The sequence below is a fragment of the Leeia oryzae DSM 17879 genome (genome assembly GCF_000376945.1).
Lineage (GTDB): Bacteria > Pseudomonadota > Gammaproteobacteria > Burkholderiales > Leeiaceae > Leeia > Leeia oryzae.
Map to the genome: position 1 here is coordinate 36,162 of NZ_AQXU01000014.1, position 26,445 is coordinate 62,606.

The 26,445-nt window shown below is 53.8% G+C and carries 19 protein-coding genes; 10 read left to right on the forward strand and 9 right to left on the reverse strand.

Features of this window, described 5'->3' with window-relative positions; genetic code table 11:
- Positions 1-89: 89 nt before the first annotated feature.
- The 5 genes from F552_RS0102335 (at position 90) to F552_RS20280 (ending at position 7,454) form a co-directional block, all read left to right on the forward strand.
- Positions 90-875 carry a taurine ABC transporter ATP-binding protein gene (locus tag F552_RS0102335; protein WP_018150106.1) on the forward strand — a complete coding sequence of 262 codons (786 nt, stop codon included), beginning with the start codon at positions 90-92 and terminating at the stop codon, positions 873-875.
- Entirely contained in the window at positions 872-1,732 is an 861-nt protein-coding gene (locus tag F552_RS0102340) for an ABC transporter permease subunit (RefSeq protein WP_018150107.1), read from the forward strand. Before F552_RS0102335 ends, F552_RS0102340 begins: the two co-directional genes overlap by 4 nt.
- A gap of 36 nt (positions 1,733-1,768) precedes the next feature.
- Positions 1,769-2,605: a taurine dioxygenase gene (tauD, locus tag F552_RS0102345; protein WP_018150108.1), complete on the forward strand. Its 837-nt coding sequence runs from the start codon at positions 1,769-1,771 to the stop codon at positions 2,603-2,605.
- Positions 2,606-2,801: 196 nt separating this feature from the next.
- A complete protein-coding gene (locus F552_RS0102350) occupies positions 2,802-3,797 on the forward strand; it encodes a sulfate ABC transporter substrate-binding protein (RefSeq protein ID WP_018150109.1) in 996 nt (331 codons plus the stop codon).
- Positions 3,798-4,052: 255 nt separating this feature from the next.
- Positions 4,053-7,454: an EAL domain-containing protein gene (locus F552_RS20280; protein WP_018150110.1), complete on the forward strand. Its 3,402-nt coding sequence runs from the start codon at positions 4,053-4,055 to the stop codon at positions 7,452-7,454.
- A 108-nt stretch (positions 7,455-7,562) separates the two neighbouring features.
- On the opposite strand, the gene ppsR is transcribed toward F552_RS20280, so the two are convergent.
- Positions 7,563-8,390: a posphoenolpyruvate synthetase regulatory kinase/phosphorylase PpsR gene (gene ppsR, locus F552_RS0102360; protein ID WP_018150111.1), complete on the reverse strand. Its 828-nt coding sequence runs from the start codon at positions 8,388-8,390 to the stop codon at positions 7,563-7,565.
- Positions 8,391-8,723: 333 nt separating this feature from the next.
- On the opposite strand from ppsR, the gene ppsA reads away from it, so the two are divergent.
- Complete coding sequence (gene ppsA, locus F552_RS0102365; RefSeq protein WP_026182324.1) at positions 8,724-11,108, forward strand: phosphoenolpyruvate synthase; 2,385 nt, start codon at positions 8,724-8,726, stop codon at positions 11,106-11,108.
- Positions 11,109-11,268: 160 nt separating this feature from the next.
- On the opposite strand, the gene F552_RS0102370 is transcribed toward ppsA, so the two are convergent.
- Positions 11,269-11,766 (reverse strand): hypothetical protein, encoded by a 498-nt coding sequence (locus F552_RS0102370; RefSeq protein WP_018150113.1) that lies wholly within the window; start codon positions 11,764-11,766, stop codon positions 11,269-11,271.
- Positions 11,767-12,027: 261 nt separating this feature from the next.
- A complete protein-coding gene (locus F552_RS18265; RefSeq protein ID WP_018150114.1) occupies positions 12,028-12,756 on the reverse strand; it encodes a lytic transglycosylase domain-containing protein in 729 nt (242 codons plus the stop codon).
- Between the two features lie 9 nt (positions 12,757-12,765).
- On the opposite strand from F552_RS18265, the gene F552_RS0102380 reads away from it, so the two are divergent.
- Positions 12,766-13,071: a hypothetical protein gene (locus tag F552_RS0102380; protein ID WP_018150115.1), complete on the forward strand. Its 306-nt coding sequence runs from the start codon at positions 12,766-12,768 to the stop codon at positions 13,069-13,071.
- On the opposite strand, the gene tsaD is transcribed toward F552_RS0102380, so the two are convergent.
- From tsaD to purU, 6 genes are all read right to left on the reverse strand, one after another.
- Positions 13,048-14,061: a tRNA (adenosine(37)-N6)-threonylcarbamoyltransferase complex transferase subunit TsaD gene (tsaD, locus tag F552_RS0102385; RefSeq protein ID WP_018150116.1), complete on the reverse strand. Its 1,014-nt coding sequence runs from the start codon at positions 14,059-14,061 to the stop codon at positions 13,048-13,050. The genes F552_RS0102380 and tsaD overlap by 24 nt on opposite strands.
- 77 nt (positions 14,062-14,138) lie before the next feature.
- On the reverse strand, positions 14,139-15,809 hold the full coding sequence (locus F552_RS0102390; RefSeq protein ID WP_018150117.1) for an NAD+ synthase: 1,671 nt from the start codon (positions 15,807-15,809) through the stop codon (positions 14,139-14,141).
- 172 nt (positions 15,810-15,981) lie between these two features.
- Positions 15,982-17,154 carry a hypothetical protein gene (locus F552_RS0102395; RefSeq protein WP_018150118.1) on the reverse strand — a complete coding sequence of 391 codons (1,173 nt, stop codon included), beginning with the start codon at positions 17,152-17,154 and terminating at the stop codon, positions 15,982-15,984.
- A 91-nt stretch (positions 17,155-17,245) separates the two neighbouring features.
- On the reverse strand, positions 17,246-17,707 hold the full coding sequence (locus F552_RS0102400) for a GNAT family N-acetyltransferase (RefSeq protein WP_018150119.1): 462 nt from the start codon (positions 17,705-17,707) through the stop codon (positions 17,246-17,248).
- A 205-nt stretch (positions 17,708-17,912) separates the two neighbouring features.
- The gene (locus tag F552_RS0102405; protein ID WP_018150120.1) at positions 17,913-18,449 is read right to left on the reverse strand and encodes a hypothetical protein; all 537 of its coding nucleotides are present in this window, start codon (positions 18,447-18,449) and stop codon (positions 17,913-17,915) included.
- A gap of 17 nt (positions 18,450-18,466) precedes the next feature.
- Positions 18,467-19,321 carry a formyltetrahydrofolate deformylase gene (gene purU, locus F552_RS0102410; RefSeq protein WP_018150121.1) on the reverse strand — a complete coding sequence of 285 codons (855 nt, stop codon included), beginning with the start codon at positions 19,319-19,321 and terminating at the stop codon, positions 18,467-18,469.
- 604 nt (positions 19,322-19,925) lie between these two features.
- Between purU and F552_RS0102415 the strand changes: the two genes are divergently transcribed.
- The 3 genes from F552_RS0102415 (at position 19,926) to F552_RS0102425 (ending at position 26,424) form a co-directional block, all read left to right on the forward strand.
- Positions 19,926-22,826 carry a ribonucleoside-diphosphate reductase subunit alpha gene (locus tag F552_RS0102415; protein ID WP_018150122.1) on the forward strand — a complete coding sequence of 967 codons (2,901 nt, stop codon included), beginning with the start codon at positions 19,926-19,928 and terminating at the stop codon, positions 22,824-22,826.
- A gap of 661 nt (positions 22,827-23,487) precedes the next feature.
- Positions 23,488-24,651 (forward strand): ribonucleotide-diphosphate reductase subunit beta, encoded by a 1,164-nt coding sequence (locus tag F552_RS0102420; protein WP_018150123.1) that lies wholly within the window; start codon positions 23,488-23,490, stop codon positions 24,649-24,651.
- A 69-nt stretch (positions 24,652-24,720) separates the two neighbouring features.
- Complete coding sequence (locus F552_RS0102425) at positions 24,721-26,424, forward strand: NACHT domain-containing protein (protein WP_156802202.1); 1,704 nt, start codon at positions 24,721-24,723, stop codon at positions 26,422-26,424.
- Positions 26,425-26,445 lie beyond the last annotated feature (21 nt).

The following is a 26,445-nucleotide window of genomic DNA, read 5'->3' on the forward strand; positions in this document are numbered from 1 at the left end:
CATCTGTCAAACCATTCGCCCGTCAGACAAGGTGGCCACACTTGGCGCACCTTGTCTGACGCCCCGCGTCGCTGAGTGTCAGGAATGCCATGTCTTCTACCTTGATAGCCCATCAGGTTCATAAAACCTATCCCTCGCCCAGAGGCACTGTCCATGCACTGGAAAATGTCTCGGTCAGTATCCGGCAGGGCGATTTTGTGGTGGCGCTGGGCGCCTCTGGCTGCGGCAAGAGTACTTTGCTGTCGTTGCTGGCTGGCTTCCAGTTCCCCTCTGCAGGCCGAATCGCCGTAGACGGTCAGGTAGTGAGCGGGCCGGGTGCAGACCGAGGCGTGGTGTTTCAGGACGATGCCCTGTTTCCGTGGCTGTCGGTGCTGGATAACGTGGCCTTTGGCCTGACGCTGCAGGGGATATCGAAGGCAGAGAAGCAAGCCCGGGCGCGTACGGTGCTGGCTCAGGTCGGGCTGGCGGGGTTCGAGCAACACCGAATCAGCGAGATTTCCGGCGGTATGCGTCAGCGGGTAGGACTGGCCAGGGCGCTGGCGGCCAATCCGTCCTGGCTGCTGATGGATGAACCCCTGGGGGCGCTGGATGCTTTGACCCGGGAGCAGATGCAGACGCTGGTGCTGGATGTCTGGCGGGATACCGGCAAGGGCATTTTCCTGATTACCCACAGTATCGAAGAAGCAGTGCTGATGTCGACGGAGCTGCTGATTTTCTCGCCCCGGCCGGGGCGGATTGTCGCCCGGCACGAGTATGACTTTGCGCGGCGCTACGCCAATGGCGAGAGTGCCCGCAGCATCAAGCAGGACCCGGCCTTTGCCATTGCCAAAAGCCAGGTGCTGGATGACATCATTCAACAAACGGAGTACGCATGAGCATTCTGCTGGAAGACCCGTCTCTTTATGAGAACCCGCACGTTCCGCAGGTTTCCGACGAGCGATCGTTACTGGCCCGGTTGCAGGCATTCCTGAGCATCAAGGCTGTGGTCAGCAGCCTGACCCTGCTAACCGTGCTGGCGGCCTGGTGGCTGGTGACGGTGTTCGGGGTGATCCCGGACATCCTGTTGCCCTCGCCTTGGGCCGTGTTCAAGCGGCTAGGCGACCTGGCCCGCAACGGGTTTATGGATGTCACGCTATGGGCGCATCTGCAAGCCAGCCTGTTCCGGATTGGCGCTGCCTTGGGCCTGGCGCTGGTGACAGCGGTGCCCGCCGGGTTGTTCATGGGGCTGAGCCGGGTAGGGCGCGGCATCCTGGACCCGCTGATCGAATTTTACCGGCCCATCCCGCCATTGGCCTACCTACCCCTGATGGTGATCTGGTTTGGCATTGGCGAACTCTCCAAAGTGTTGCTGATCTACTTTGCGATTTTTGCCCCGCTTGCCATTGCCACTGCCAGCGGCGTCGGGCGCGTGTCGGACACCCGCCGTCAGGCCGCCTTGTCTCTGGGCGCATCCCGCTGGCAATTGCTGCGGCATGTGGTGTTGCCCAGTGCCTTGCCGGACGTGCTCACCGGGCTGCGCATCGCACTGGGGGCGGGCTGGTCCACCCTGGTGGCGGCAGAGCTGATCGCCGCCACCGAGGGACTGGGGTTCATGGTGCATGCGGCGTCCAAGTTTTTGGTCACCGATGTGGTGATAGCCGGCATTCTGGTCATTGCCTCCATCGCGCTGGTGCTGGAGCTCGGCTTGCGCACCCTCCAGGCCCGACTAACCCCCTGGCAAAACGAGTTATGAGGCCATTTTTATCCGCATCATTCACAGGAAAACATCATGAGTGAATTACACGTGACAAGACTGACCCCCGCACTGGGGGCCGAGGTCAGCGGCTTGAGCCTGGCGGCGCCGTTAACCGAATCCCTGAAGCAGGACATTGCCCGGCTGCTGGTCGAACATCAGGTGCTGTTTTTCCGTAATCAGCCCATCACCGACCGGCAGCAGCGCGATTTTGCCGCCAGCTTCGGCAAGCTGCATATTCATCCAATCTACCCGCAAGTACCGGACGAGCCAGAAATCATGATTCTGGATACCCATGGCGATAACCCGCCGGATGCCATTCACTGGCACTCCGATGTGTCTTGTATCGAGACACCGCCACTGGGGGCGATACTGGCTGCCAAGCAGTTGCCACCCCTTGGTGGCGATACCGTATGGGCCAGTGCAACCGCGGCATACGATGCCTTGTCAGAGTCCTTCAAGCAGCTGATTGCCCCGTTGACGGCCGTGCACGATTTTACCCATTCGTTTCCGGAAGACCGTTATGCCATTACGCCCCGGCAGCGTGAGCAATGGGACAAAGCCAAGGCGGCCAACCCGCCCGTGATACATCCGGTGGTGCGCACGCATCCGGTCAGCGGCAAGAAGGCTATCTTCGTGAATGAAGATTTCACACGTCGTATCGTAGGGCTGCCCGAAGCAGAAAGTCGTGCCATCTTGCAGTTCCTCTACCAGCACGTTGCAAAGGCCAACTTTACTGTCCGCTGGCGCTGGCAGCCGAATGATGTCGTGTTCTGGGATAACCGGATTACCCAGCACATTGCGGTGGACGACTACCTGCCGCATCGGCGCATCATGCATCGGGCCACCATTCTGGGAGACAAGCCGTTCTGATCCGTCTGCAAGCGCCTCATTCACCCCACACACAGGCAACTGGTGTGGGGTTTTTTATTGACCAATATATTCTATTTTGATCTATAAAAATTATTTTATATTCTTTTTGTTTTTATTTGCGGATGGGTACACTGGCCTCACTGAATTTAACCACTGACTGAATTAAACAAACCAAACCCATCAAGGAGCCGTACTCATGTTCAAGAAGTCTCTGATTGCCCTGACGCTGTCTGCCCTGATTACCCCGGCGTTTGCCGATGTGTCGCTGCTGAATGTTTCCTACGATCCGACCCGCGAGCTGTATCAGGACGTCAACAAGGCATTTGCTGACAAATGGAAAAAAGACACCGGCGAAACCATCACCCTCAAGGCCTCGCATGGTGGCTCCGGCAAACAGGCCCGTTCGGTGATTGATGGTCTGGAGGCCGACGTGGTCACACTGGCACTGGCGCAAGACATCAATGAAATTGCCGACAAAGGCAACTTGCTGCCCGCCAACTGGCAAAGCCGTTTGCCAAACAACAGTACCCCTTACTACTCCACCATCGTGTTTCTGGTGAAAAAAGGCAACCCGAAAGGCATCAAGGACTGGGGCGACCTGATCAAGCCGGGCGTACAGGTAATTACCCCGAACCCGAAAACCTCGGGCGGCGCCCGCTGGAACTATCTGGCCGCCTGGGGCTGGGCATTGCAACAGAACAAGGGTGATCAGGCCAAAGCCAAGGCATTCGTAACTGAATTGTTCAAGCACGTGCCGGTGCTGGATTCTGGCGCTCGCGGTGCCACCACCACGTTTGTGGAAAAAGGCGTGGGTGACGTGCTGATTGCCTGGGAGAACGAAGCCCTGCTGTCACTGAAAGAGCTGGAGCCGGGCAAGTTCGAGATTGTCGCCCCGAGCGAGAGCATTCTGGCAGAACCACCGGTGGCAGTGGTCGACAAAAACGTGGACAAGCACGGCACCCGCAAGCAAGCCGAAGCATATCTGAAGTTCCTGTACACCCCGCAAGGGCAAGACCTGATCGGTCAAAACTACTACCGCCCGCGTGATGCTGCCGCCGTGGCCAAATATGCCAAGCAGTTCCCGAAGGTGAAACTGTTTACCTTGGGTGAATTCTTTGGTGACTGGCCAAAAGCGACCAAGGCTCACTTTGCCGATGGTGGCAGTTTTGACCAGATTTACCAGCCAAAATAATCATCCGCATGGTGAATGCGCCCACGATACGCAGACAAACCCGGGTAGCAGATATGCTACCCGGGTTTTTTACATGGGCAGAAACTGAATGTCCAGTCATCACCTCAAGCCCGAATGTGACAGCACTGGCCGAAAACAGTCGCAAGCGAGGCAAGAGGCCGTAGAGTCGGCGCCATTCCTTGCCAAACCTTACTTGTGCTGCTCAAATGCTTTCCCTATACTGAAATCAAATCAATTCTCAGTTCGGGATGTCCGATGCACCCAACCCCGATGCCGCAGGACGAGTTTATCCGCCTGGAGGCTCTCCGTAACCTGCACGTACTGGATACAATGCCCGAAGCGGCATTTGATGCCCTGGTACAAACCGCAGCCACGATTTGCGGCACCCCTGTTTCTCTGGTCAGCCTCATCGATGCAGACCGTCAATGGTTCAAGGCCAACAAAGGCCTGGAAGGCGTGACCGAAACGCCAAGAGACATTTCTTTTTGTACCCATGCCATCGGGCAGCAAGACATTTACGAAGTGCAGGATGCCTTGCAGAACCCGCTGTTTGCCAATAATCCGCTGGTGACCCAAAGCCCGTTCATCCGCTTTTATGCAGGTGCGCCCATCCGTTTGAGCAACGGTGCTGCAGTCGGCACCCTGTGCATCATCGACCAGAAACCTGGTCACCTGACCGATCAGCAAAAAGACCTGCTGCGCCATCTGGCGACCGTGGCGGCCAGCTTGCTGGAAGGCCGCCGTGCCATGCGGGAGCAAGAGCAGCTGCTGGCAGAGCGGCAGCAAGCCGAACAGGCACTGGAGCAAGAGCGCCAGCGCCTGACCTATGCGCTGGACAGTGCGCGCGCAGGCACCTGGGAGTGGAACCCCCAGACCGGCGAAACCCGGTTCAATGCGCAATGGGCCCACATGCTGGGTATGACGCTGGACGAAGTGCTGGCGATGTCCTCTCGCGCCTGGGATGACCTGATTCATCCGGATGACATGCCGCATGTCATCACAGAAATCGAAAAACACCTCGCCGGCAAGACAGATACTTATCAATGCGAGTTTAGGATTCATCACAAAGAAGGTCGTTGGATCTGGGTACTGGACCAGGGACAGGTCATGTCCTGGACGCCGGATGGTCGTCCCGAGTGGATGTATGGCATCCAGCAAAACATCACGGACAGACGGCATCAGGAAGACGCGCTGCGCAAGAGCCAGACCTTCCTCGATCGGACTGGCCGTCTGGCCAGCGTCGGCGGCTGGGAGTTTGACGCGCAGAGTTACGAGCTGATCTGGTCTGATGAAACCTGCCGTTTGCACGGGGTAGAACCCGGTTACCAGCCGATTCTGGACGAAGCCATCGATTTCTTCGAGCCCAAAGCGCGCCCCGTGTTTCGCCAGGCACTGGAAAACAGCCTGATGACCGGCGAAGGCTGGGATCTGGAACTCCCCATGTTGCCGATTAACGGTAAACCGATGTGGGCACGGGTGGTGGGTTCAGTCGAATACGATGAAGACAAGCGGACGCGGGTCGTGGGGGCCTTTCAGGACGTCACCGATCGCGTCATGCAGCGGCAGGATATCGAAGAAGCCCGAGACCGTATCCGGCTGGCGACCGATAGCGGCCAGATCGGCATCTGGGAGTTCGACCTCGCCACCGAATCGGTTATTTGGGACCACTGGGTATACCGCCTGTTTGGCGTGACAGAACAGCCCGGCATGTCTGCGGATGACCACTGGCGCCAACGGCTGCATCCTGACGACCTGCCCAAGATCGAAAAAGAAAAATTCGATGCCATCGCCGAGGGCCGGGATCTGGACAGCGAATTCCGGGTGATCTGGCCGGATGGCAGCCTGCACCATATACGTACCCGGGCGCGCTCGTACCGGGATGCAGAGGGGAACATCGTCCGCCTGATCGGTGCCAACTGGGACGTGACGGATCTGCGGCAGCTGGCGTCAGAACTTGCTACCCAGCACGAATTATTGCGTGTGACCTTGCAATCCATTGCCGATGCGGTCATCACCACCGATGTGCACCAGAATATCCGCTGGCTCAACCCGGTGGCCGAGCAGCTCACCGGCTGGAGCAACCAGGAGGCCGAAGGCCAGCCGCTGGACCATGTGTTCAAGATTGCCAATGAAAAAACCCGGCAGCCTATCGCCAACCCGGTCGCCATCTGCCTGGCACAGGGGCAGCAGGTTGGCAGCAGTCATCACCATGCCATGCTGATTTCACGGTTCGGCGCCGAATTCGGCATCGAGGATTCCGCTTCCCCGATTCGCACCGAGTCGGGCGACTTGCTGGGCGTGGTGCTGGTGTTCCGGGACGTGACCGAACAACGTCGCCTGTCCAGCGAAATGACTTTCCGCGCCACCCATGACCCGCTGACGGGACTGATCAACCGCACCGAATTCGAATCCACCCTGCAGCAGTTCTTGTCCAGAGCGCAAGAAGAGCACAGCGAACACGCGCTGATGTATATCGATCTGGATCAGTTCAAACTGGTCAACGATGCCTGCGGGCATGCGGTTGGTGACCTGTTGCTGCAGCAGGTCAGCAAACTGCTGGAAGATACCATCCGCTCGCGCGACATTCTGGCGCGCCTGGGCGGTGACGAATTTGCTGTCATTCTGGAATACTGCCCGGCCGAGCAGGCCCAGCGGGTCGCACAGCAGATCTGCGACCGGATGGAGAAATTCCGCTTCATCCATGACCAGCATCGCTTCCGCATCGGCACCAGCATCGGGCTTGTCCCGATCGACGACCGCTGGCTATCCATTGCCACGCTGCTGCAAGCGGCAGACACCTCGTGCTATGCCGCCAAGGAAGCCGGTCGCAACCGGGTTCACGTCTGGTTTGATTCTGACCAGCAACTGCAATCCCGTCATGGAGAAATGCAATGGGCAACCCGCATCGAGCAGGCGCTGGATGAAGACCGCTTTGTGTTGATGGCACAACGCATCGAACCGCTGCACTGCGAGTCTCAAGGCATCCATGCCGAGGTACTGCTGAGGCTGGTGGATACGGATGGCAAACTGATTTTGCCAGGGGCGTTTTTTCCGGCTGCAGAGCGTTTTCACCTGACCTCGCGGATAGACCGCTGGGTATTGGCCCATGCTCTGGCGTGGCTGCGTTCGGTCAAGCATCTCGACAGCATCGACATGATATCGGTCAACTTGTCTGGCCAGTCGGTCGGTGACCGGGCGTTTCACCATCTCGCCAATGAAATGCTGCACGAGGCCGGCCCGGATTTATGCAAACGGTTGTGTTTCGAGATTACCGAAACCGCTGCCATCACCAATCTGGCCGATGCCGCCCATTTCATCAAGCATGCCCGTTCGCTGAACGTTCGCATCGCGCTGGATGATTTCGGTGCCGGCGCATCCTCGTTCGGTTATCTGAAGATGCTGACCATTGATTACCTGAAAATCGACGGCCAGTTCATCCGCAATCTGGAAAACGACGCACTGGATGACGTGACCGTGCACTGCTTTGTGCAAGTTGCCAGCACCATCGGGGTCAAAACGGTGGCCGAGTTTGTCGACAAGGCCGCCACGCTGTCCCGCCTCAAGGAAATCGGTGTCGACTATGCACAAGGGTTCCTGCTGCATAAACCGGAGCCGATCCATGCCCTGCTAAAGCCCTGGAAGCGTCCCGAGGTCTAGGTGCCGTGACACGTGACAGAAGCACCATTCCGGTGGTTGACCCATAAAAAACCCACGCACAGCATTGGCTGGCGTGGTTTTTTTATGGGGTGGATGCGGCAAACGGGGTCAGAACAGCCGTCTTGCCAGACCGGCAGAGTGCACAATGGTACTCGCCAGTTCTTCCACCGATTTGTGCGTGGTATCCAGATACGGAATCCGCTCGCGGCGCATCAGTGACTCGGCCTCCGCCAGTTCAAAACGGCAATTGTCGAGGGACGCATACTTGCTGTCCGGTTTGCGTTCGCGACGGATCTGCTGCAAGCGGTCTGGATGAATGGTCAGCCCGAACAGCTTGTTACGGAATGGCTGCAGACGGGTTGGCAGTTTCTGGCTGTCGAAGTCTTCCGGTACCAGCGGATAATTGGCCGCCTTGATGCCGTAATGCAGTGCCAGATACAGGCAAGTAGGCGTTTTGCCAGAGCGGGAGACACCCACCAGAATCACGTCGGCATCTTCGTAGAACTTGGTGGATGCGCCGTCATCACTGTTCATGGTGAAGTTCACTGCATCAATCCGCGTGTTGTATTCCTCGTTGTTATCAATCGCATGGCTCTTGCCCATGGTGTGCGAGGACATCATGCCCAGTTCCTGCTCCAGCGGGTCGATGAACTTCTCGAAAAAATCCATGTGCAGCGCATTGTTACGCTGACGCAAGGCGTTGCGGATGGATGCATCCACCATGGTAGAGAAGACGATCGGACGCGTGTCGCTTTCCAGACAGATTTCTGCCAGATTCTGAGCCACCTGCTGCGCTTTTTCGACACTGTCGATAAACGGCAACGTGGTGCGCTGGAATTCGATGCCTTCGAACTGGGTCAAAAGACTGTGGCCCAGAACTTCGGCCGTGATACCGGTGCGGTCAGAAACAAAAAAGACTTTACGTCTGGAAGACATGATCTCATCCAAGGGGAGAAAAGAAACACAGATTATAGCCAGTATTTTGATGGCTAAGAATCGAAACAAAACATCAAGAGATCAAATACATAGCCCATGTTACCGCAGTTACACAAAATTACCTTGTTTTTGTGTAGGTAAAAAACTTTTTCATTTTTTTGTACATATTTTCGCCCTGTTAGGCGCACTTGAAAAACGAAACACGGTAGAATGCGGACATTAAATAGCACCCCTGTTAGCAAGAGGTGTGTTTTGTCTATGGCGAAACGCATTTCGGCATGCGGATGGCAGTGCTATAGCCGGTTTTAAACGTAAATCAACGGGAAATCGACGATGTCGCAAAATGTAGTTTGGTTTGAGCACCTCCGGATGACGGATGTTGAGAGTGTTGGCGGTAAGAACGCTTCTCTGGGTGAAATGATCAGCCAGTTGGCTGGTGCGGGTGTACGTGTACCGGGTGGCTTTGCTACCACAGCAGAAGCTTTTCGTCAGTTTCTGACAGAAAGCGGCCTGACAGACCGTATCAACAAGGCACTGGATGAACTGAATGTTGACGATGTAGCGACGCTGGTCAAAGTCGGTGCAGAAATCCGTCAATGGGTGATTGATGCACCATTGCCTGCTGCGCTGGAAAAAGAAATCCATGAAGCGTATGCAAAAATGGAAGCAGAATCCGGTTCTGCCATTTGCGTGGCTGTCCGTTCTTCTGCCACTGCAGAAGACTTGCCAGACGCTTCTTTTGCTGGCCAGCAAGAAACCTTCCTGAACATTTCCGGCATCGAGCACGTACTGACCGCCATCAAGCACGTGTTTGCTTCCCTGTACAATGACCGCGCCATTTCTTACCGTGTGCACAAAGGCTTTGCCCACGCTGACGTTGCCCTGTCTGCTGGTATCCAGCGCATGGTTCGCTCAGACAAAGGTGCTGCCGGTGTGATGTTTACCCTGGATACCGAATCCGGTTTTGACAAAGCAGTTTTCCTGACCTCTTCTTATGGTCTGGGCGAAACCGTGGTGCAGGGCGCAGTGAACCCTGACGAATTCTACGTCTACAAACCAAACCTGGAAGCCGGTCTTCCAGCCATTTTGCGCCGTAACATCGGTTCCAAACTGATCAAGATGGAATTTGCCGACAAAGCAGAAACCGGCCGTTCTGTCCGTACGGTCGATGTGCCTCTGGCAGATCGCAGCAAATTCTCTATCACCGATGCAGACGTCAACGAACTGTCCCGTTTTGCCCTGATCATTGAGAAACACTACGGTCGTCCAATGGACATCGAGTGGGGCAAAGACGGTATCGATGGCAAGCTGTACATCCTGCAAGCCCGTCCTGAAACCGTGAAGTCTCAGGAAGGTCGTGTGGAAACCCTGCGCCGTTACCGCCTGAATAACCGCTCTGAAGTGCTGGCTTCCGGCCGTGCGATCGGTCAGAAAGTGGGCAAGGGTGTGGTTCGCCTGATCAAGGACGCCTCCGAGATGGATCACGTCAAGGAAGGCGACGTACTGGTAACCGACATGACCGACCCGGATTGGGAACCGGTCATGAAGCGTGCTGCTGCCATTGTGACCAACCGTGGTGGTCGTACCTGCCACGCCGCGATTATCGCGCGTGAACTGGGTATCCCTGCCGTGGTAGGTTGTGGCGATGCAACCGACCTGTTGTCCGAAGGCCAGGAAGTGACCGTGTCTTGTGCCGAAGGCGACACCGGTAACATCTACGCCGGCCTGCTGGATATCGAGATCATCGATCTGGCGCTGGACAGCATGCCAAAATCTCCAGTCAAGCTGATGATGAACGTGGGTAACCCAGAGCTGGCATTCGACTTCAGCCAGCTGCCTAACGAAGGTGTGGGTCTGGCGCGTCTGGAATTCATCATCAACCGCATGATCGGTGTTCACCCGAAAGCCCTGCTGGCGTATCCTAACCTGCCTTGGGACCTGAAAGCCCAGGTAGAAGAGCGCATTGCCGGCTACGCTTCTGCTGTAGACTTCTACGTTGAAAAACTGGTGGAAGGTATCGCCAGCATTGGTGCCGCATTTGCCCCTAAAAAGGTGATCGTGCGTATGTCTGACTTCAAGTCAAACGAATACGCCAACCTGATCGGTGGTACCAACTACGAGCCACATGAAGAAAACCCGATGATCGGTTTCCGTGGCGCATCCCGCTACATTTCTACCGATTTCCGTGACTGCTTCGAGCTGGAATGTCGTGCGCTCAAGCGTGTACGCGATGAAATGGGCCTGACCAACGTTGAAGTCATGATCCCGTTTGTCCGTACCGTTGGCGAAGCAGCCAAAGTGGTCGAGCTGCTGAAAGAAAACGGTCTGGAGCGCGGCAAGAACGGCCTGCGTCTGATCATGATGTGCGAGATTCCTTCAAATGCCATTCTGGCTGAGCAGTTCCTGGAATACTTTGATGGCTTCTCTATCGGCTCTAACGACATGACCCAGCTGACACTGGCACTGGACCGTGATTCTGGCGGCCCGATTGCCAGCCTGTTTGACGAGCGTAATGATGCCGTGAAAGCCATGTTGTCCATGGCCATTACCGCATGCCGCAAGCACAACAAATACATCGGTATTTGTGGCCAGGGCCCGTCAGACCATCCTGATCTGGCCAAGTGGCTGGTAGAACAAGGTATCGAAACCGTATCCCTGAATCCGGATACCGTGGTTGAAACCTGGATCTATCTGGCAAAAGAACTGGGCACCAAATAAACCTTCACGGGTTTACTGCCTAAAAAATCCCCGGGTGCTCACAGCCCCGGGGATTTTTTTGTCTGTTGACGGTAGCAGCAGCTGTACAAATCGCGCTACCAGCAAACAATAAAAAAGGAGACTCGTGGTCTCCTTTTTTATTGTGGCAGGAATGTACGTATTACTTGCGCACTTTCTTCTTCACAATCACTTTGCCTTTGGATTTTTTGGTGCTGCTATCACTTTGTGCAGACTTCTCACTCTCTTGCTTGGCATGTTTGCCTCGCTTGCCTTTGACAGGCGCTTCCTGCGCATCCGCGTGATCCTGCTTGCGTCCTTTCTTGGACGCCTTGCTGCCATTATCCGCTTCGTCACTGGCTTTGCCCTTGCCTTTCTTGGCTATCGGCTTGCAGACGGTTTTTACGGGTTTGGCTTTCTTGCCCTTGACCTTCTTGGCGGGCTTGGCCTTTTCACATTTGGCAGGTTCAGCATCTTCTTCTGCTTCTGCGGCCGGTTTGCGGGCTTCATCTTTCGCAGCAGCAGGTGCCTTGGTGGCAGGCGGCTCTGAATAGCCAGGGGTATCAAAGGGAAGCGGGGCAGGTCCTTCTGCATGGGCAGAGAATGAGGTGCCTAGCCAGAGTGGCAACACAAGGGCTAGATAGCGCATCTTGTTCATCATGAGCGACTGTCCAGTGGGTAAGTTAAGTAAGCTGGCAATTTTACACGTAACTGATAAAAAAGCAGACAGAATAAACCGTGTTTTGACGGACGGTATGCTTCTGCGGGTGGAGCGGTACGGTCAATTACCCCCGAGGCAGGTATCAGCCGGTCAATGTAAAAAGCCACCAGACTGGACCTGAGTGTAGTCTGATGGCTTCAAGCGCTAAAAGTTCAGCCGTAGTATGGCGGGCGAACACTGGTTTTAGCGAAACGGTATGGCTTAGAACTGGCGAACCTTGGCAACCAGCTTGCGTCCCATCGGCAGCAGGGTAACCCGCAAACGCTGGCTGATGCGCAAACTGACGTTCTGGAACTGTGCACGGTTCATGTTGCCAATCACGCGGGGTACGTAGTCCTGGGTTTCCTTGAACTTGGGAATGTTATACCCGGCACGGATCACGGAGCCTTCGCCGGCATTGTAAGCTGCTACCGCCAGTTCCAGGTTCTGGTCAAACATCTTCAGCAGGTCGCGCAGGTATTTGGCGCCACCACGGATGTTTTGCTCCGGGTTCATCGGGTTTTTGACGCCATAACGCACGGCAGTGGCCGGCATCATCTGCATCATGCCCAGTGCGCCGCGTGGTGATACGGCATCGGGCTGGTAACCGGATTCTGCCGTAATGATGCCATCCAGCAGTGCCGGGCTAACCTTGGTCTCTTTGGCGATCTTCTGAACCAGCTTGGCGTACTTTTTCCGGCGTTCATCGACACCGGGGGCCGCTGGCTTGAAATTAGGGACAGGGGTCAGTCTTTGCTGGGTGGCCAGTGGCTCACTGTCAGACAAAGTGACCGTGTTTTCACGCTTGAAAAGCGTATAACGATCATCGACCTGTTCATTACTATAGTGGGCTACACCGTCACCATCTACAAAAGCATAGATGTCGGCACTGGCTGCAAAAGAGGCACTTAGCAGGAGTGCGGCAAGCGAGGCTTTATATTTAAATGTCATGCGTAATCAATGTGCTCTAAAACGCCAGTTTACCAGAAAAACCATATTTTTCAAAAACTTGGCCTGTTTTATGCCTTGGCTATTCTCAATGACAATGTCCTTGGTTTAGTTTTGGTGCGGGCTGTGGCGCTGTTCGTGCTGTCGTTTAAAAACCACAAAAACGAGGTTCTGATACCCGAAAAACAGGGCAAAAATGCGGTTTGGGTGATTAAAACACGGGTATTTTGCAGCGGCGGAACCGCAGGAAAACAGGCACCCGGGAAGGTGCCTGCTAACGAGCCGAAACGTAACTTAGGCGGCGGGCAAACTGGATAAATCCCAGCGCGGTTTGATGGCAAACCGGTAATCGTGGTTGGCGCTGGCCAGACGTTGTGCACCGGCAAAGGCAATCATGGCGCCATTGTCGGTACAGAATGCCAGCGGCGGGTAATAGACTTGCAGTTTTCGGCGGGCCGCTGCCTCGTTTAGCTGTTCGCGTAGTTGCTTGTTTGCCCCTACGCCACCAGCTACTACCAGCTGTTTCATGCCGGTTTGTTTTAATGCAGACAATGACTTTTTGACCAGCACGTCGACAATGGCATCCTGAAAGGCGCGGGCGATATCAGCCTTGGTCTGGTCATCCAGCACTGTCTGCTGCTTGACCAGCGTCAGTACCGCCGTTTTCAGGCCGGAGAAGCTGAAATCCAGATCACCGGAGTGCAGCATCGGGCGGGGCAGGGTAAAGCGCTCTGGCGAGCCTTGCTCAGCCAGTCGGGATAAGGCGGGGCCACCGGGGTAAGACAGGCCCAGCAGCTTGGCGGTCTTGTCAAATGCTTCACCAGCGGCATCGTCTACCGTTTCGCCCAGCAACTCGTATTGGCCCACGCCACGTACCGCCATCAGTTGTGAATGGCCACCAGACACCAGCAGGGCGATAAACGGAAACTGCGGTGCAGGTGTCGCCAGCAAGGGAGATAGCAGATGACCTTCCAGATGGTGCACCGGTATCACCGGCTTGCCGAGCGCAAACCCCAGCGCATTGGCGATGCTGGCACCCACCAGCAGTGCCCCTGCCAACCCCGGACCCTCGGTGTAGGCAATGGCATCCAGATCACTCAACTGCTTGCCAGACTCCTTCAGGCAAGCTTCTGTCAGCGGCAACACCCGGCGGATATGGTCGCGAGATGCCAGCTCCGGCACTACGCCGCCGTATTCGGCATGCATGGCAATCTGGCTATGCAGCTGATGGGCCAGCAGTCCGGTGTCCGTGTCGTAGAGGGCAATGCCTGTTTCATCACAGGAGGTTTCGATACCAAGAACGAGCATATGAGATCTAATCTGTCTAAAAGTAACTATATATATGTATATGAACAAGCGGCCGAGGGATTATCCCAGCTCGTGCCTTACGCAAAGTACCCGTTGGTAATCGGGTAGCGCCAGTCTTTGCCAAAACCGCGCGGCGTAATGCGTACCCCCACAGGGGCCTGACGGCGTTTGTACTCGTTGATTTTCAGCAGTTTGACCACACGCAAGACATCGGCCTCGGCATAACCTGACTTGATGATGTCGGCAATGCTCTGGTTATGCTCGACATAGCGTTCCATGATGGCATCCAGCACGTCATAAGGTGGCAGGCTGTCCTGATCCTTCTGGTCCGGACGCAACTCGGCAGACGGCGGCCGGGTAATGATGCGGGTCGGGATCGGATCGGTCAGGCCATGTATCGTCACGCGGTTACGATATTCGCACAACCGGTAGACCCACATCTTGCTGACGTCTTTCAGTACGGCAAAGCCGCCTGCCATGTCGCCGTACAGGGTGCAATAACCGGTGGTCATTTCGGACTTGTTACCTGTGGTCAGCACCAGTTTGCCGGTTTTGTTGGAAAGGGCCATCAGCAGGGTGCCTCGAACACGTGCCTGAATGTTTTCTTCGGTGGTATCCAGTGGCAGGCCGTTAAACTCGGGGGCCAGGGTGCCCACAAACTGCTCGTACATGGGCCAGATATCCAGTTCGGAATATTTGCAATGTACGCGGCTTACCATGTCGCGGGAGTCAGTCAAGCTGATGTCGGCCGTATAGCGGCTAGGCATCATCACGGAATGTACCTTGTCGGCGCCCAGTGCATCGACAGCGATTGCCAGTGTCAGGGCCGAATCCACTCCGCCAGACAGGCCAAGCAGTACGCCCGGAAAACGGTTTTTCTGGATATAGTCGCGTACGCCGACCACGAGCGCGGCATATACCGCCGCCTCTTCATCCGGCCAGGCGGCCAGGGTATCAGAGCTGAGCTGGCCATCGGCATAATCTACATACGCCAATGCAGATTCAAACAGGGGCAGGTGCGCCGCCAGACGTCCGTTGGCATTCATCGCAAAAGAGCCACCGTCAAACACCAGTTCGTCCTGTCCGCCCACCCAGTTGGCGTACACCATGGCCAGCCCGGTTTCTGCTACGCGTTCTTCGGCAATGTGTACCCGTTCCTGCTCTTTGCCGCGGTGGTATGGGCTTGCATTGGGGACCAGCAAGATGTCTGCACCCGCCGCCTTGGCACGCCTTGGGGCTTCCGGATGCCAGACATCTTCACAGATGTTGATGCCCAGTTTGACCCCGTCCAGCTCAAAGACGGCAGGTTCACCGCCCGGTGTAAAATAACGGTATTCATCAAATACTTCGTTATTGGGCAGGCTGAGTTTGCGGTAGTGGGCAATCTTGTTGCCACCATCCAGTACGGTCACGGCATTAAAGCGTTTGCCGTTTTCCAGTACCGGGTGCCCGATGACCATGGCGATCCCCTGGCTGGCATCGGCCAGCTGCTGCAGAGCCATATCACAGTCATGATAAAAGGATGGACGCAGCAGCAAGTCTTCCGGCGGATAGCCGCACACCGAAAGCTCCGGGAATAGCACCACGCGCGCACCGGCGGCTTTTGCCGTGATTGTCTGTTCCAGCATCTGCTGGGTATTGTGTGACAGATTGCCAACGATGGCATTGAATTGGGAAATGGCTATACGCATATCGTGTTTGACCGCATGTCGGATAAGGTTGGAGCGGGAGTCATCATGCAATTGCATGCCAGAGTACATCTGGTGTGTATTGCCAATATTGTAACGTAGTATGCAGTGCTTTTCTGCCGTTTATTGATGCGTGTGTTCAAACGTGTGTGCATGCACAACCTGCCCGTACAAAAACAAACGGCCACTTCATGTGGAAGTGGCCGTTTGTGCTTGGCAGATGGTCCGTGTGTCAGTTGACCCAGTACAAATGCCGCAAGAAGTGCATGCCAGGGGCTTGCGGATCATTTTCGTGGCGACTCATGTAGTCACGAATATACGCAAACAGGCCAGACTTGGGGTGCTGTTTGTCTACGGTCTGGCAACCACCAGGCAGATGCATGCGCCCATCCCGGTTCATGGCCGTGAATGATTGCATCGGGTACTTCAGCGGTTTCTGGAAATACCGGGCAATATTCAGCCCCTGGCCGGCAGGGCAGAGCTCGGTGACGCCAGCCAGCATGCCGCTGTCCATTTTTTCTGACACCAGCAAGGTCTTGCCTTTCCAGGCCGGAATGACTTCTTCCAGCAGGTGTTGCCATGTACTAAAGGACTCAGCATCCAGCGTCAGCGGAAAGGCAGTATGCTTTTGTTTCGGGTTCGGAATCCATTCGTCTTCGTCATCCGTTTCTGCCAGTACGCTGCGAGACATCGCCAGCGAGGTCTCGAACCCTTTGGTGATTAGTGCATGTGCGCGAGTCATGCCTTTTGGGTCGCCCAGATAAACCATGCGCTCAAAGTCTTTTTGTTCGTCCGGGTTAACCCGGTAAGCCCCCACCAGCTCGATGATGCCTTCGGCAAACTGGTGGTAAGCCAGCGCCCAGAGGATATCGCTCTGGTCGATGCGAAAGCTCGCATCCAGCTGGTATTCGTTAGCGTAGTAATCCGGTTCGTTCATCGGCGGATGCACTTCAAACGGACGGGTGCCGGCCTTGGGAATGGCAAAAAAGTATTTTTCCCAGACGTCTATCTTGCTGTCGCCATCCAGGTCAACCTGCCAGGTTCCGGGTGTCACTTTCAGGCCATCCCCTTTTTGCAGGTTGATTTTCGTCAGCACCGCACGTGTGGTACGCAAGTGGTCCCGTACCAGCAGGATTTCCCGGTGCAAGTCTTCCTCCAGCTGTTTGTAACCGGTCTTGGATTGGTCCAGCCGGGCCATATTGGTTTTGAGCCAGCCGCTAACCTGCTGCACCAAAGCAACATCGCGACACAAGACAAATGCTTGTTTGTCGGCATTGGCGTTAGCCATTTGCGCAGTTTGGGGAGCGTGTTGGCAGGTTTGCTGGAACCCGGTGGTGGTCGTAAAGTCCGGGGCTGCAATCGCGAGTGTCGGCAGCAGGCTTGCCGCAAGCAGAAGAGTGCGCATGATGACAATGTGGCTTCGAGAATGAAGGAAGTCACATTGTATCATGCAAGGGGAATATTTATGCTGTCAGAATAACCGGTTTGGTCAAGGTTCATAGCCTCCACTCGTATTCCAGCCAGTTACTTTTGGTGGCGGGCAGTTTGTCGTAGACCGCCTGTGCCCGGTGGTTGTCTGGCGCAGTGAACCAGTTCATGGCCGGATATCCTGCCGCGCGCGACCATGCAGCAGCATGCTCCATCAGTTGCTGGCCGTAACCCAGGTCGCGAAACAGCGGTAACACGAATACATCGTACAAGGTGCAGATCTGCTCAGCCGTGATGCTGGCCGAGGTGAAATACAGGGTGGTAAAGCCAACCGGCTGGCCAGCGGCATAGGCAATATGCTGAATGCCTCGGTAGGGCTCATCAATCAGCTGTCCAAAGAATGCTCGGTTGCGTGCTTCGTCTATATCCGCAGCCTCATAGAATTGCTGATAACCCTCTATCAGCGGCAGCAGATCATCCAGATTGTCATGAGTCACGACGTCGATATTGATGGGTAAGGTATCCGGCATGATATTCCCTCGGTAAGAAGTCAGCGAATCTGTGTGCTCACCGGCATGAAGGCCGGGTAAGGGAAGGGCGAGCACAATCTACCCAGAAGCAGCAGAGGCAAGCCCGCACGACTGCAGATGCAGTGCCCGGATCGCCAATCCATGCTCTCTCATCCACTATAGGCATTTTTTGGGCAACAGGCAAAACCGCAGGGGAAATAAAGACTTACTCGCTGGCCGTGAAACTGGAAACATCCATCCAGCCGGTGCTGTCGGCAAACTGATAGGCTACATAGCTCACCAGCTGGCTAGACATCAGCCCGGCCAGTACGATGCCTGCCATGCGGGGCTTGGAGACAGGGATCAGGCGCATCATGGCCCTGGAAAAGGCAAACAGGCTAAAAATCATCCAGCCGATGCTGACCATCACGGCACTGGTTTCATCAAACGTAGCTACTACCGGTACCAGTGTATCTGGCAGGGCCAGCAAGGTTAGCAGGCTGTAATTCAGGATAAACGGGATCGGGTAGCCTGACTGGCGCAGCAAGCGGGCCGTAATCCAGGCGAACGTGGCGGTAGCGGCCAGATACTGGCCGCCAAAAAAGACAAACCGGGTAACCAGGTCGGCCTTGAAGAAGTCGCCGGGGGTGGCCGTCACGCAGCCGATCAGCAACAAAATGGCAGACAGTTCCCAGGTCCGGAAAGCGATTTTGAACGGGGCAGAAACCCGGCCGGTGATTACCAGCCAGGCATCATCTACCAACCGGTTAAGCAGGGCGTTCAGTCGAATACCACCGTTTTGTTTTTATACACCAGTACCCGATGATCTATATGCCAGCGCACGGCACTGGACAGTACCACCCGTTCCAGATCACGCCCCTTCTGCAGCAGGTCGTCAATCGAATCCCGGTGAGAAATGCGGGCAACGTTTTGTTCAATGATCGGGCCGTCATCCAGTACCTCGGTCACATAGTGGCCGGTGGCGCCAATCAGTTTCACCCCGCGTTCAAAGGCGCGGTGGTATGGACGTGCGCCATGGAATGCCGGCAGAAAACTGTGATGGATGTTGATGACTTTTTGCGGGTAGCGCTTGCAGAACTCCGGCGACAATACCTGCATGTAACGCGCCAGCACGATCAGGTCGATGTTGTACTCGGCCAGCAGGCGGAACTGTTCTGCCTCTGCTGCCTCCTTGTTTTGGGCCGTGACGCTGATCACGTGGTACGGAATGCCATAGAAATCGGCAATGTCACGGGTATCTTCATGATTACTGATGATCAGTGGAATGTCACACTGCAGTTCGCCTTGCTTGTGGCGATACAGCAAGTCGACCAGACAGTGGTCAAACTTGGACACAAAAATCGCCATCCGGGTACGGCGTCGGCCGTCTTCCAGTCGCCAGTTCATCTTGAAATCTGCCATGGCCGCATCAAATGCAGCCGGAAACTCGTCCAGCGACAGGTTAAAGTCGGTCAGATCCCACTCCACCCGCATCAAAAAGATGCCTTCGGTGGCATCCTGATGCTGGTCTGCATGCAGGATGTTGGCGTTGTGCTGGTACAGAAAATCGGCAATGGCAGCCACCAGGCCTTTACGGTCCGGGCTGCTGATCAATAGGGTCGCGGTATTTTTCATGAGCGGATCGCGGTGCTTTGCGAAGCAAGAGAGTAAAGAAACAGAGTTTAGCAGAAGCCGCCGTTTTGCTCATGCCTTATTCCATGTTCTTTGGTGAGGATAGGGGGCTGGCAGGTGGATGGGGCGAAGCGATATCCACCAATAAATACGATCAAACCCGTCTCGGTTTGATCATTTCACAAAACACTAGATCTAGTGTTTTGCATCACAAACAAACCAGATTAAGCTCAAAATATAATTTCATCAGGGTTTTTGGCAGAAAAAACACATGTCATTTGACCAAAAATCTACTTTAGCTCCATGCGCTATCACCTTGATTTTTATGTAAATGCAAAGTCATGCAATGCTGCATTGCATGCTTGAAGTTATGCATTTATCGTGCTGATTTTTCAATAACATTTGCATAAATCGCCCTTGCTACATACCTGAATTCTGGAAAAAATCAATCTTGCAGTTATTGTCTCGTAGTACTAGAATTTGTGCAGTTCTTGACGAATAACACTAGATGTAGTGGTTATTCACAAATTATCCACAGCTTGTCCACAGTGCATAAATCGTGCCGGATGACAAGCTGGTTTTATCCTGCACAACATGGAGGCCATGCATGCAAACTGTCGCCGAAGCCGCGCTGCCAGATACCGCCAACCGCGGTGTCGATACCCAAGATCAAGGCGCGTACGCCAATTACAAAACCATTCGTCGTAATGGTTCTGTCGTTGCGTTTGAACCGGTCAAGATCTCTGTCGCGTTGACCAAAGCCTTCATCGCGGTTCATGGCAGTCAGGCCGCCGCCAGTGCGCGCGTGCGTGAAACCGTAGAGCAACTGACCCAAAACGTGGTTAACGCGTTTGTCCGCCGCAAGCCAGAAGGCGGCGCAATTCATATCGAAGACATTCAAGACCAGGTAGAACTGGCCCTGATGCGTTCTGGTGACCATGATGTCGCCCGTGCCTACGTGCTGTACCGCGAAGAGCGTAACCGCGAGCGTCATGCACAAGGTTCTGATGACCAGCATCTGGCCATTAACGTACTGGAAATTGACGGTACCAGCAGCCCGCTGGACCTGAAAAAACTGCGCGAACTGTTCGAGTCTGCTGCCAAAGGTTATGAAGACATCGTGGATGTCGAGCACCTGCTGGCCGAAACCCTGAAAAACCTGTACGACGGCGTACCGGCAGAAGAAGTGCGCAAGTCCACCATTCTGGCCGCGCGTGCCATGATCGAGCATGACCCGGCCTACAACTACGTGACCGCCCGCCTGCTGCTGAACAGTATTCGCCGTGAGATCGTGGGTGAAGAACTGAGCCAGGCCGAAATGGCCGAGCGCTATGTGGATTACTTCCCTCGCTTTATCAAGAAGGGTATCGAGGCAGACTTGCTGGACCCTAAACTGGCACAGTTCGACCTGCAGAAGCTGGGCGCAGCCCTAAAAGCCGACCGCGATTACCAGTTTGGCTATCTGGGCCTGCAAACCCTGTATGACCGTTACTTCCTGCACGTGCATGGTACCCGTATCGAAATGCCGCAGGCTTTCTACATGCGTGTCGCCATGGGCCTGGCACTGAACGAGATCGACCGCGAAACCCGCGCCATCGAGTTCTACAATGTGTTGTCTACCTTTGACTTCATGTCATCTACCCCGACATTGTTTAACTCTGGCACCTTGCACAGCCAGTTGTCTTCTTGCTACCTGACAACGATTGCCGATGATCTGGACGGCATTTACGAAGGCATCAAGGAAAACGCGCTGCTGTCCAAATACGCCGGTGGTCTGGGCAATGACTGGACACCAGTACGTGCCTTGGGTAGTCATATCAAGGGCACCAACGGCAAATCACAAGGCGTCGTGCCTTTCCTGAAAGTGGTAAACGACACCGCCGTGGCCGTTAACCAGGGTGGCAAGCGCAAAGGCGCTGTGTGTGCCTATCTGGAAACCTGGCACGCCGACATCGAAGAATTCCTGGAACTGCGCAAGAACACCGGTGACGACCGTCGCCGTACGCACGACATGAACACCGCCAACTGGATTCCTGACCTGTTCATGAAGCGTGTGATGCAAGGTGCGGACTGGACATTGTTCAGCCCAAGCGAAGTGCCAGACCTGCATGACCTGTACGGTAAAGCCTTTGAAGTGGCCTATACCAACTATGAAGCCAAGGCAGAGCGTGGCGAAATCCGTGTGGCCAAGAAAATCCCGGCCCTGACCCTGTGGCGCAAGATGCTGACCATGCTGTTCGAAACAGGCCACCCATGGATTACCTTCAAGGACCCATGTAACCTGCGCAGCCCGCAGCAACATGTTGGTGTGGTGCACAGTTCCAACCTGTGTACAGAAATTACCCTGAACACCAACGACAACGAAATTGCCGTGTGTAACCTGGGTTCTGTGAACCTGGTCGCCCACCTGAAGAGCGATGGCAACGGCGGCAAGGTACTGGATACCGACAAGCTCAAGCGCACCATCAAGATCGCCATGCGCATGCTGGATAACGTGATCGACATCAACTTCTATCCGGTGAAAAAGGCACGCAACTCTAACCTGCGTCACCGTCCGGTCGGGATGGGCATCATGGGCTTCCAGGATTGCCTGCACGAGCTGCGCATCCCTTACGGTAGCGAAGCGGCTGTTGAATTTGCTGACCGTTCTATGGAGCACGTTGCATTCCACGCCTACTGGGCGTCTTCAGAGCTGTCCGAAGAGCGTGGCCGTTACCACACTTACAAAGGCAGCCTGTGGGATCGCGGCATTCTGCCAATCGATTCTATCGACCTGCTGGCCGAAGCCCGTGGCGAATATCTGGACGTAGACCGCAGCCGTACCCTGGACTGGGACGCACTGCGTGCCCGTATCCAGCAACATGGCATGCGCAACTCCAATTGTCTGGCCATTGCGCCGACCGCCACTATTGCCAACATCATTGGTGTATCTGCCTCTATCGAACCGACTTATCAGAACCTGTTCGTGAAATCGAACCTGTCTGGCGAGTTCACAGTGGCTAACGACTATCTGGTGCGTGATCTGAAAGCCCGCGGTCTGTGGGACGAAGTGATGGTCAGCGACCTGAAATATTTTGATGGTTCACTGGGCCGTATCGACCGCGTACCACAAGACCTGCGCGACCTGTACGCTACCGCGTTTGAAGTCGATCCACGCTGGCTGGTAGAAGCGGCTTCCCGTCGCCAGAAATGGATTGACCAGGGCCAGTCGCTGAACCTGTATGTCGCGGGTGCGTCCGGCAAGAAACTGGATGACCTGTACAAGTTTGCCTGGGTAAAAGGCATTAAGACCACCTATTACCTGCGTACACTGGCTGCAACCTCTGCCGAGAAATCAACAGGCCGTGGTGGTGAACTGAATGCGGTACCTGTCTCTGGTGGTATTTCTGCCGCTGCAGAAACCGCAACCGTGCTGGCGGGTGCTGCCGCAGCCGCTGCTGCAGCAGAACCGGCAAGCGATGTGAAATTCTGCAGCATCGACAATCCGGACTGCGAAAGCTGCCAGTGAACTGATCGCCCGGAAGCAGAAGGGGAGGCCGAGCCACCCCGTCTGGCTGAGGTACTGGAAAATACCGCCCCGAACCATGTGGATATCCACACCGGGGTAGTCACGGAAACTGAAGCAACGAGTGCGGACATGACCGACCCTGTTGCCCAAGTATCTGCCGACATGGATAGGGTGGCCAGCATGCCGCATGATGCGCCACCCCCGGTAACACAGACAGACGAGACTGGCAGTGCCACTCTTGCATCACCACCCCGGCCCCGATTATGGTGGCAGCGCTGGTGGTGTTGGTTCAGGCGTTGAGTTTTAAGGTTTATATAGCAGGAAACCGATCACCTGAATGCTAGGCATGACAAGGTTCAGGTGGTTGCTGCAACACATTGGGAAGCTGCCGGCTGGATATAAGTACTATCTGGCAGGTTCCGTGCCTGATGGCCAAGGTCGTGATGTAGTCTGGGTGTGCGTCTGATGCGCAGCCCGGCAGACCGTGTGGATCAAAACATCCACCAAACACATCACACAGCAACAAACCGGTCGCATGCCTTTCACAGCATCTGGGCGACCCAACCGCAGCACTGCGGTGCACTTAATCCACATAAAACGTGAATCGAATTTCCCCGTACGCGGTCTAACCCGTACGGGTACATATACCAGGAGCCATACCATGTTAAGTTGGGACGACGAAGTTAAACCCCAAAGCCAACCCGCAGCAGCCCCGCAGGCCGCCGCACCGCAAGCGTACCGCGCAGACCCTGCACCGGTATATGCTAGTGCGCCTACCCCTGCCAGCAGTGTAGTGGCTGCCAGCGAAAGTCGCATTAACGTGGTAGACAAACGCATCATCAATGGTCAGACAGACGTCAACCAGCTGGTGCCGTTCAAATACAAATGGGCCTGGGAAAAATACCTGGCAACTTGTGCAAACCACTGGATGCCACAAGAAGTCAACATGCAGCGCGATATCGAGCTGTGGAAAGACCCGAACGGCCTGTCAGACGACGAGCGCCGTCTGGTCAAGCGCAACTTGGGTTTCTTTGTGACGGCAGACAGTCTGGCCGCCAACAACATCGTACTCGGCACCTACCGTCAGATTACGGCACCAGAGTGCCGCCAGTTCTTGCTGCGCCAGGCCTTTGAAGAAGCCATTCATACCCACGCCTACCAGTACATCGTAGAGAGCCTGGGCCTGGACGAAGGCGAAGTCTTCAACGCTTACCACGAGATCAAATCCATCCGTGACAAAGACGAATTCCTGATCCCGTTCATCGATGCACTGACCAACCCGGAATTCAAAACCGGCACGCCAGAGACCGACCAGCAACTGCTGAAGTCCCTGATCGTGTTTGCCTGCATCATGGAAGGCCTGTTCTTCTACGTTGGCTTTGTACAGATTCTGGCACTGGGCCGCCAGAACAAGATGACCGGTGCTGCCGAGCAGTATCAGTACATCCTGCGTGACGAATCCATGCACTGTAACTTTGGTATCGACCTCATCAACACCATCAAGCTGGAAAACCCGCACCTGTGGACCGACAGCTTCAAGGCCGAGCTGGAAGACCTGTTCCGCAAAGCGGTAGATCTGGAATACGCCTACGCTGAAGACACCATGCCACGCGGTGTGTTGGGTCTGAACGCCGGCATGTTCAAAGAATACCTGCGCTTTATTGCCAACCGTCGCATGCAGCAGATTGGTCTGGAACCGCTATTCCCTGGCGAAACCAACCCGTTCCCATGGATGAGCGAAATGATCGACCTGAAGAAAGAGAAAAACTTCTTTGAAACCCGCGTGACTGAATACCAGTCTGGCGGTGCGTTGAACTGGGATTAATAATCATTATATCTTGATATGGTTATAAAAGGTGAGCTAATGAGGCTCACCTTTTTTTTAAGGGAATTTATGATGGATATTCAAACCCTAATGGCTGATCAAGCTGCAAGTGTAATCTCAGCTCAATTAATAAAAAAGCCAATAGAAAGTGTGATTGATTTTTTGAGCGGTAAGATTAAAGATTTTACGAAAATAATTTTGCCTAATGAAATTCCAGAAATTAATGCACGCATTGATGAGGCGGGTAAGGTTAGGACTATATCAAGCCAAAGTAAAGTAAATTTAAAAGAAGTTTATTATCCAGCAAAAATTATTGTTAATAAGAAGAGGCTTGTCATTGACTCGGTGAGTGAGCTTGAGGAATACTCATCGCGAAAGCGAATTGCTCTAACCGGTGTGGCAGGACAAGGTAAATCATTTTTAATAAAATATCTTTGGTTGAATGAGTTTGATGATCCAAAGTGTATGCCTTTGTTTCTGAATTTGCGTGATATTAAAGAAGAGGTAGGCTTATTTTCCCTGGTAAAGCAAGGGCTTGCTTTTATGGGAGTTAGGGTTGTTGATGAGGATTTTTTTAAAGAGTTAATGGCTTCCGGTTATGTTAAGTTATTTTTAGATGGGCTAGATGAAGTTTCTTTGGATGTTTTTCATGAGTTGTTACGTGATATTTCAATATTGGCTGTGGAGTATCCTAAGGTAACAATATTGGTTACTTCAAGGCCTGGTGTCCTTTTGGAAAGACTTTCTTCGATTCCCGATTTTACAAGTTTTGAAATTGCAAAGTTAGAGCCAAAAGATTATTTAGGATTTTTGAATAAAATTGGTACTGATGATGGTGTTGCAAACAAGTTGATATCATCTTTGAATTCTAATGCAAATAACAAAGTTAGGACAGTTGTTGATACTCCACTAATGTTGACGTTGCTTGTGAATGTTTATGGATGTCATCAGAAGATACCTGACAATATCCCAGATTTTTATCGACAAATGTTGCATGTTCTTTCATATATGCATGACAGTCTAAAACCTGGGTTCGTCCGTAAGTGGGCAACGTCACTTACACCTGAAGAAATAAATACCCTATTTGAGACCTTTTGCTATGCATCGATGGAATGTGCATCTAATTCTTTGGATTTAGATAAATTTTCTGATGCATTTAATAAGGCAAAATCTATATCTGGTATAAATTGTACTTTGCCAGGGTTTAGAACTGATGTGGTTGATGCTCTTTGTTTGATGGTTAAAGATGGTATATATTTGACATTTATTCACACTTCTATACAAGAGTTTTTTTGTGCCTTTTTTATATCGCATTCAAAAAATGAAGATTTTGTTATGAGGTTTTATCAATCTTTTGATAGTTTGGATCGGTTTGCTAAGTTTGATCAGGTTTTGAGGTTTTTGGAGTCTATTGATTCTGAGAGGTATTATAAGTATTATATTTCTTATTGGTTTGATCGGCTTTCAGAAGAATTTAATTTGGATGATCCTGATAATGTTTTTGATGGTTTTATTGCTAAAGATTTTCTTAATATACATAAAAAAATTGACAATCCTTTGAAGTTTAAAATGCTTGTTGCAGTATTGGCTTATGCAAAGCATGTGGAGAATAATGGGGTTTATTCTTATGAGTTCGACAAGAAGTTGTCGGTAAGATATATTCAAGATTATATAAATGAGTTAAATGCTAGTATAAAGGAAAATGCTCGTTTAAATGGTAAGCGAAACATGGCACTTCTTGAGATGTTAAATGGGGGGGGGAGAGATAGATAGATTGTAATTTTTCTCAATACT

Bases quoted from the DNA above. Each gene is read 5' to 3' on its own strand.
- F552_RS0102335 (WP_018150106.1), top strand. From the start codon at position 90: ATGTCTTCTACCTTGATAGCCCATCAGGTTCATAAAACCTATCCCTCG.
- F552_RS0102340 (WP_018150107.1), top strand. From the start codon at position 872: ATGAGCATTCTGCTGGAAGACCCGTCTCTTTATGAGAACCCGCACGTT.
- tauD (WP_018150108.1), top strand. From the start codon at position 1,769: ATGAGTGAATTACACGTGACAAGACTGACCCCCGCACTGGGGGCCGAG.
- F552_RS0102350 (WP_018150109.1), top strand. From the start codon at position 2,802: ATGTTCAAGAAGTCTCTGATTGCCCTGACGCTGTCTGCCCTGATTACC.
- F552_RS20280 (WP_018150110.1), top strand. From the start codon at position 4,053: ATGCACCCAACCCCGATGCCGCAGGACGAGTTTATCCGCCTGGAGGCT.
- ppsR (WP_018150111.1), bottom strand. From the start codon at position 8,390: ATGTCTTCCAGACGTAAAGTCTTTTTTGTTTCTGACCGCACCGGTATC.
- ppsA (WP_026182324.1), top strand. From the start codon at position 8,724: ATGTCGCAAAATGTAGTTTGGTTTGAGCACCTCCGGATGACGGATGTT.
- F552_RS0102370 (WP_018150113.1), bottom strand. From the start codon at position 11,766: ATGATGAACAAGATGCGCTATCTAGCCCTTGTGTTGCCACTCTGGCTA.
- F552_RS18265 (WP_018150114.1), bottom strand. From the start codon at position 12,756: ATGACATTTAAATATAAAGCCTCGCTTGCCGCACTCCTGCTAAGTGCC.
- F552_RS0102380 (WP_018150115.1), top strand. From the start codon at position 12,766: ATGTGCTCTAAAACGCCAGTTTACCAGAAAAACCATATTTTTCAAAAA.
- tsaD (WP_018150116.1), bottom strand. From the start codon at position 14,061: ATGCTCGTTCTTGGTATCGAAACCTCCTGTGATGAAACAGGCATTGCC.
- F552_RS0102390 (WP_018150117.1), bottom strand. From the start codon at position 15,809: ATGCAATTGCATGATGACTCCCGCTCCAACCTTATCCGACATGCGGTC.
- F552_RS0102395 (WP_018150118.1), bottom strand. From the start codon at position 17,154: ATGCGCACTCTTCTGCTTGCGGCAAGCCTGCTGCCGACACTCGCGATT.
- F552_RS0102400 (WP_018150119.1), bottom strand. From the start codon at position 17,707: ATGCCGGATACCTTACCCATCAATATCGACGTCGTGACTCATGACAAT.
- purU (WP_018150121.1), bottom strand. From the start codon at position 19,321: ATGAAAAATACCGCGACCCTATTGATCAGCAGCCCGGACCGTAAAGGC.
- F552_RS0102415 (WP_018150122.1), top strand. From the start codon at position 19,926: ATGCAAACTGTCGCCGAAGCCGCGCTGCCAGATACCGCCAACCGCGGT.
- F552_RS0102420 (WP_018150123.1), top strand. From the start codon at position 23,488: ATGTTAAGTTGGGACGACGAAGTTAAACCCCAAAGCCAACCCGCAGCA.
- F552_RS0102425 (WP_156802202.1), top strand. From the start codon at position 24,721: ATGATGGATATTCAAACCCTAATGGCTGATCAAGCTGCAAGTGTAATC.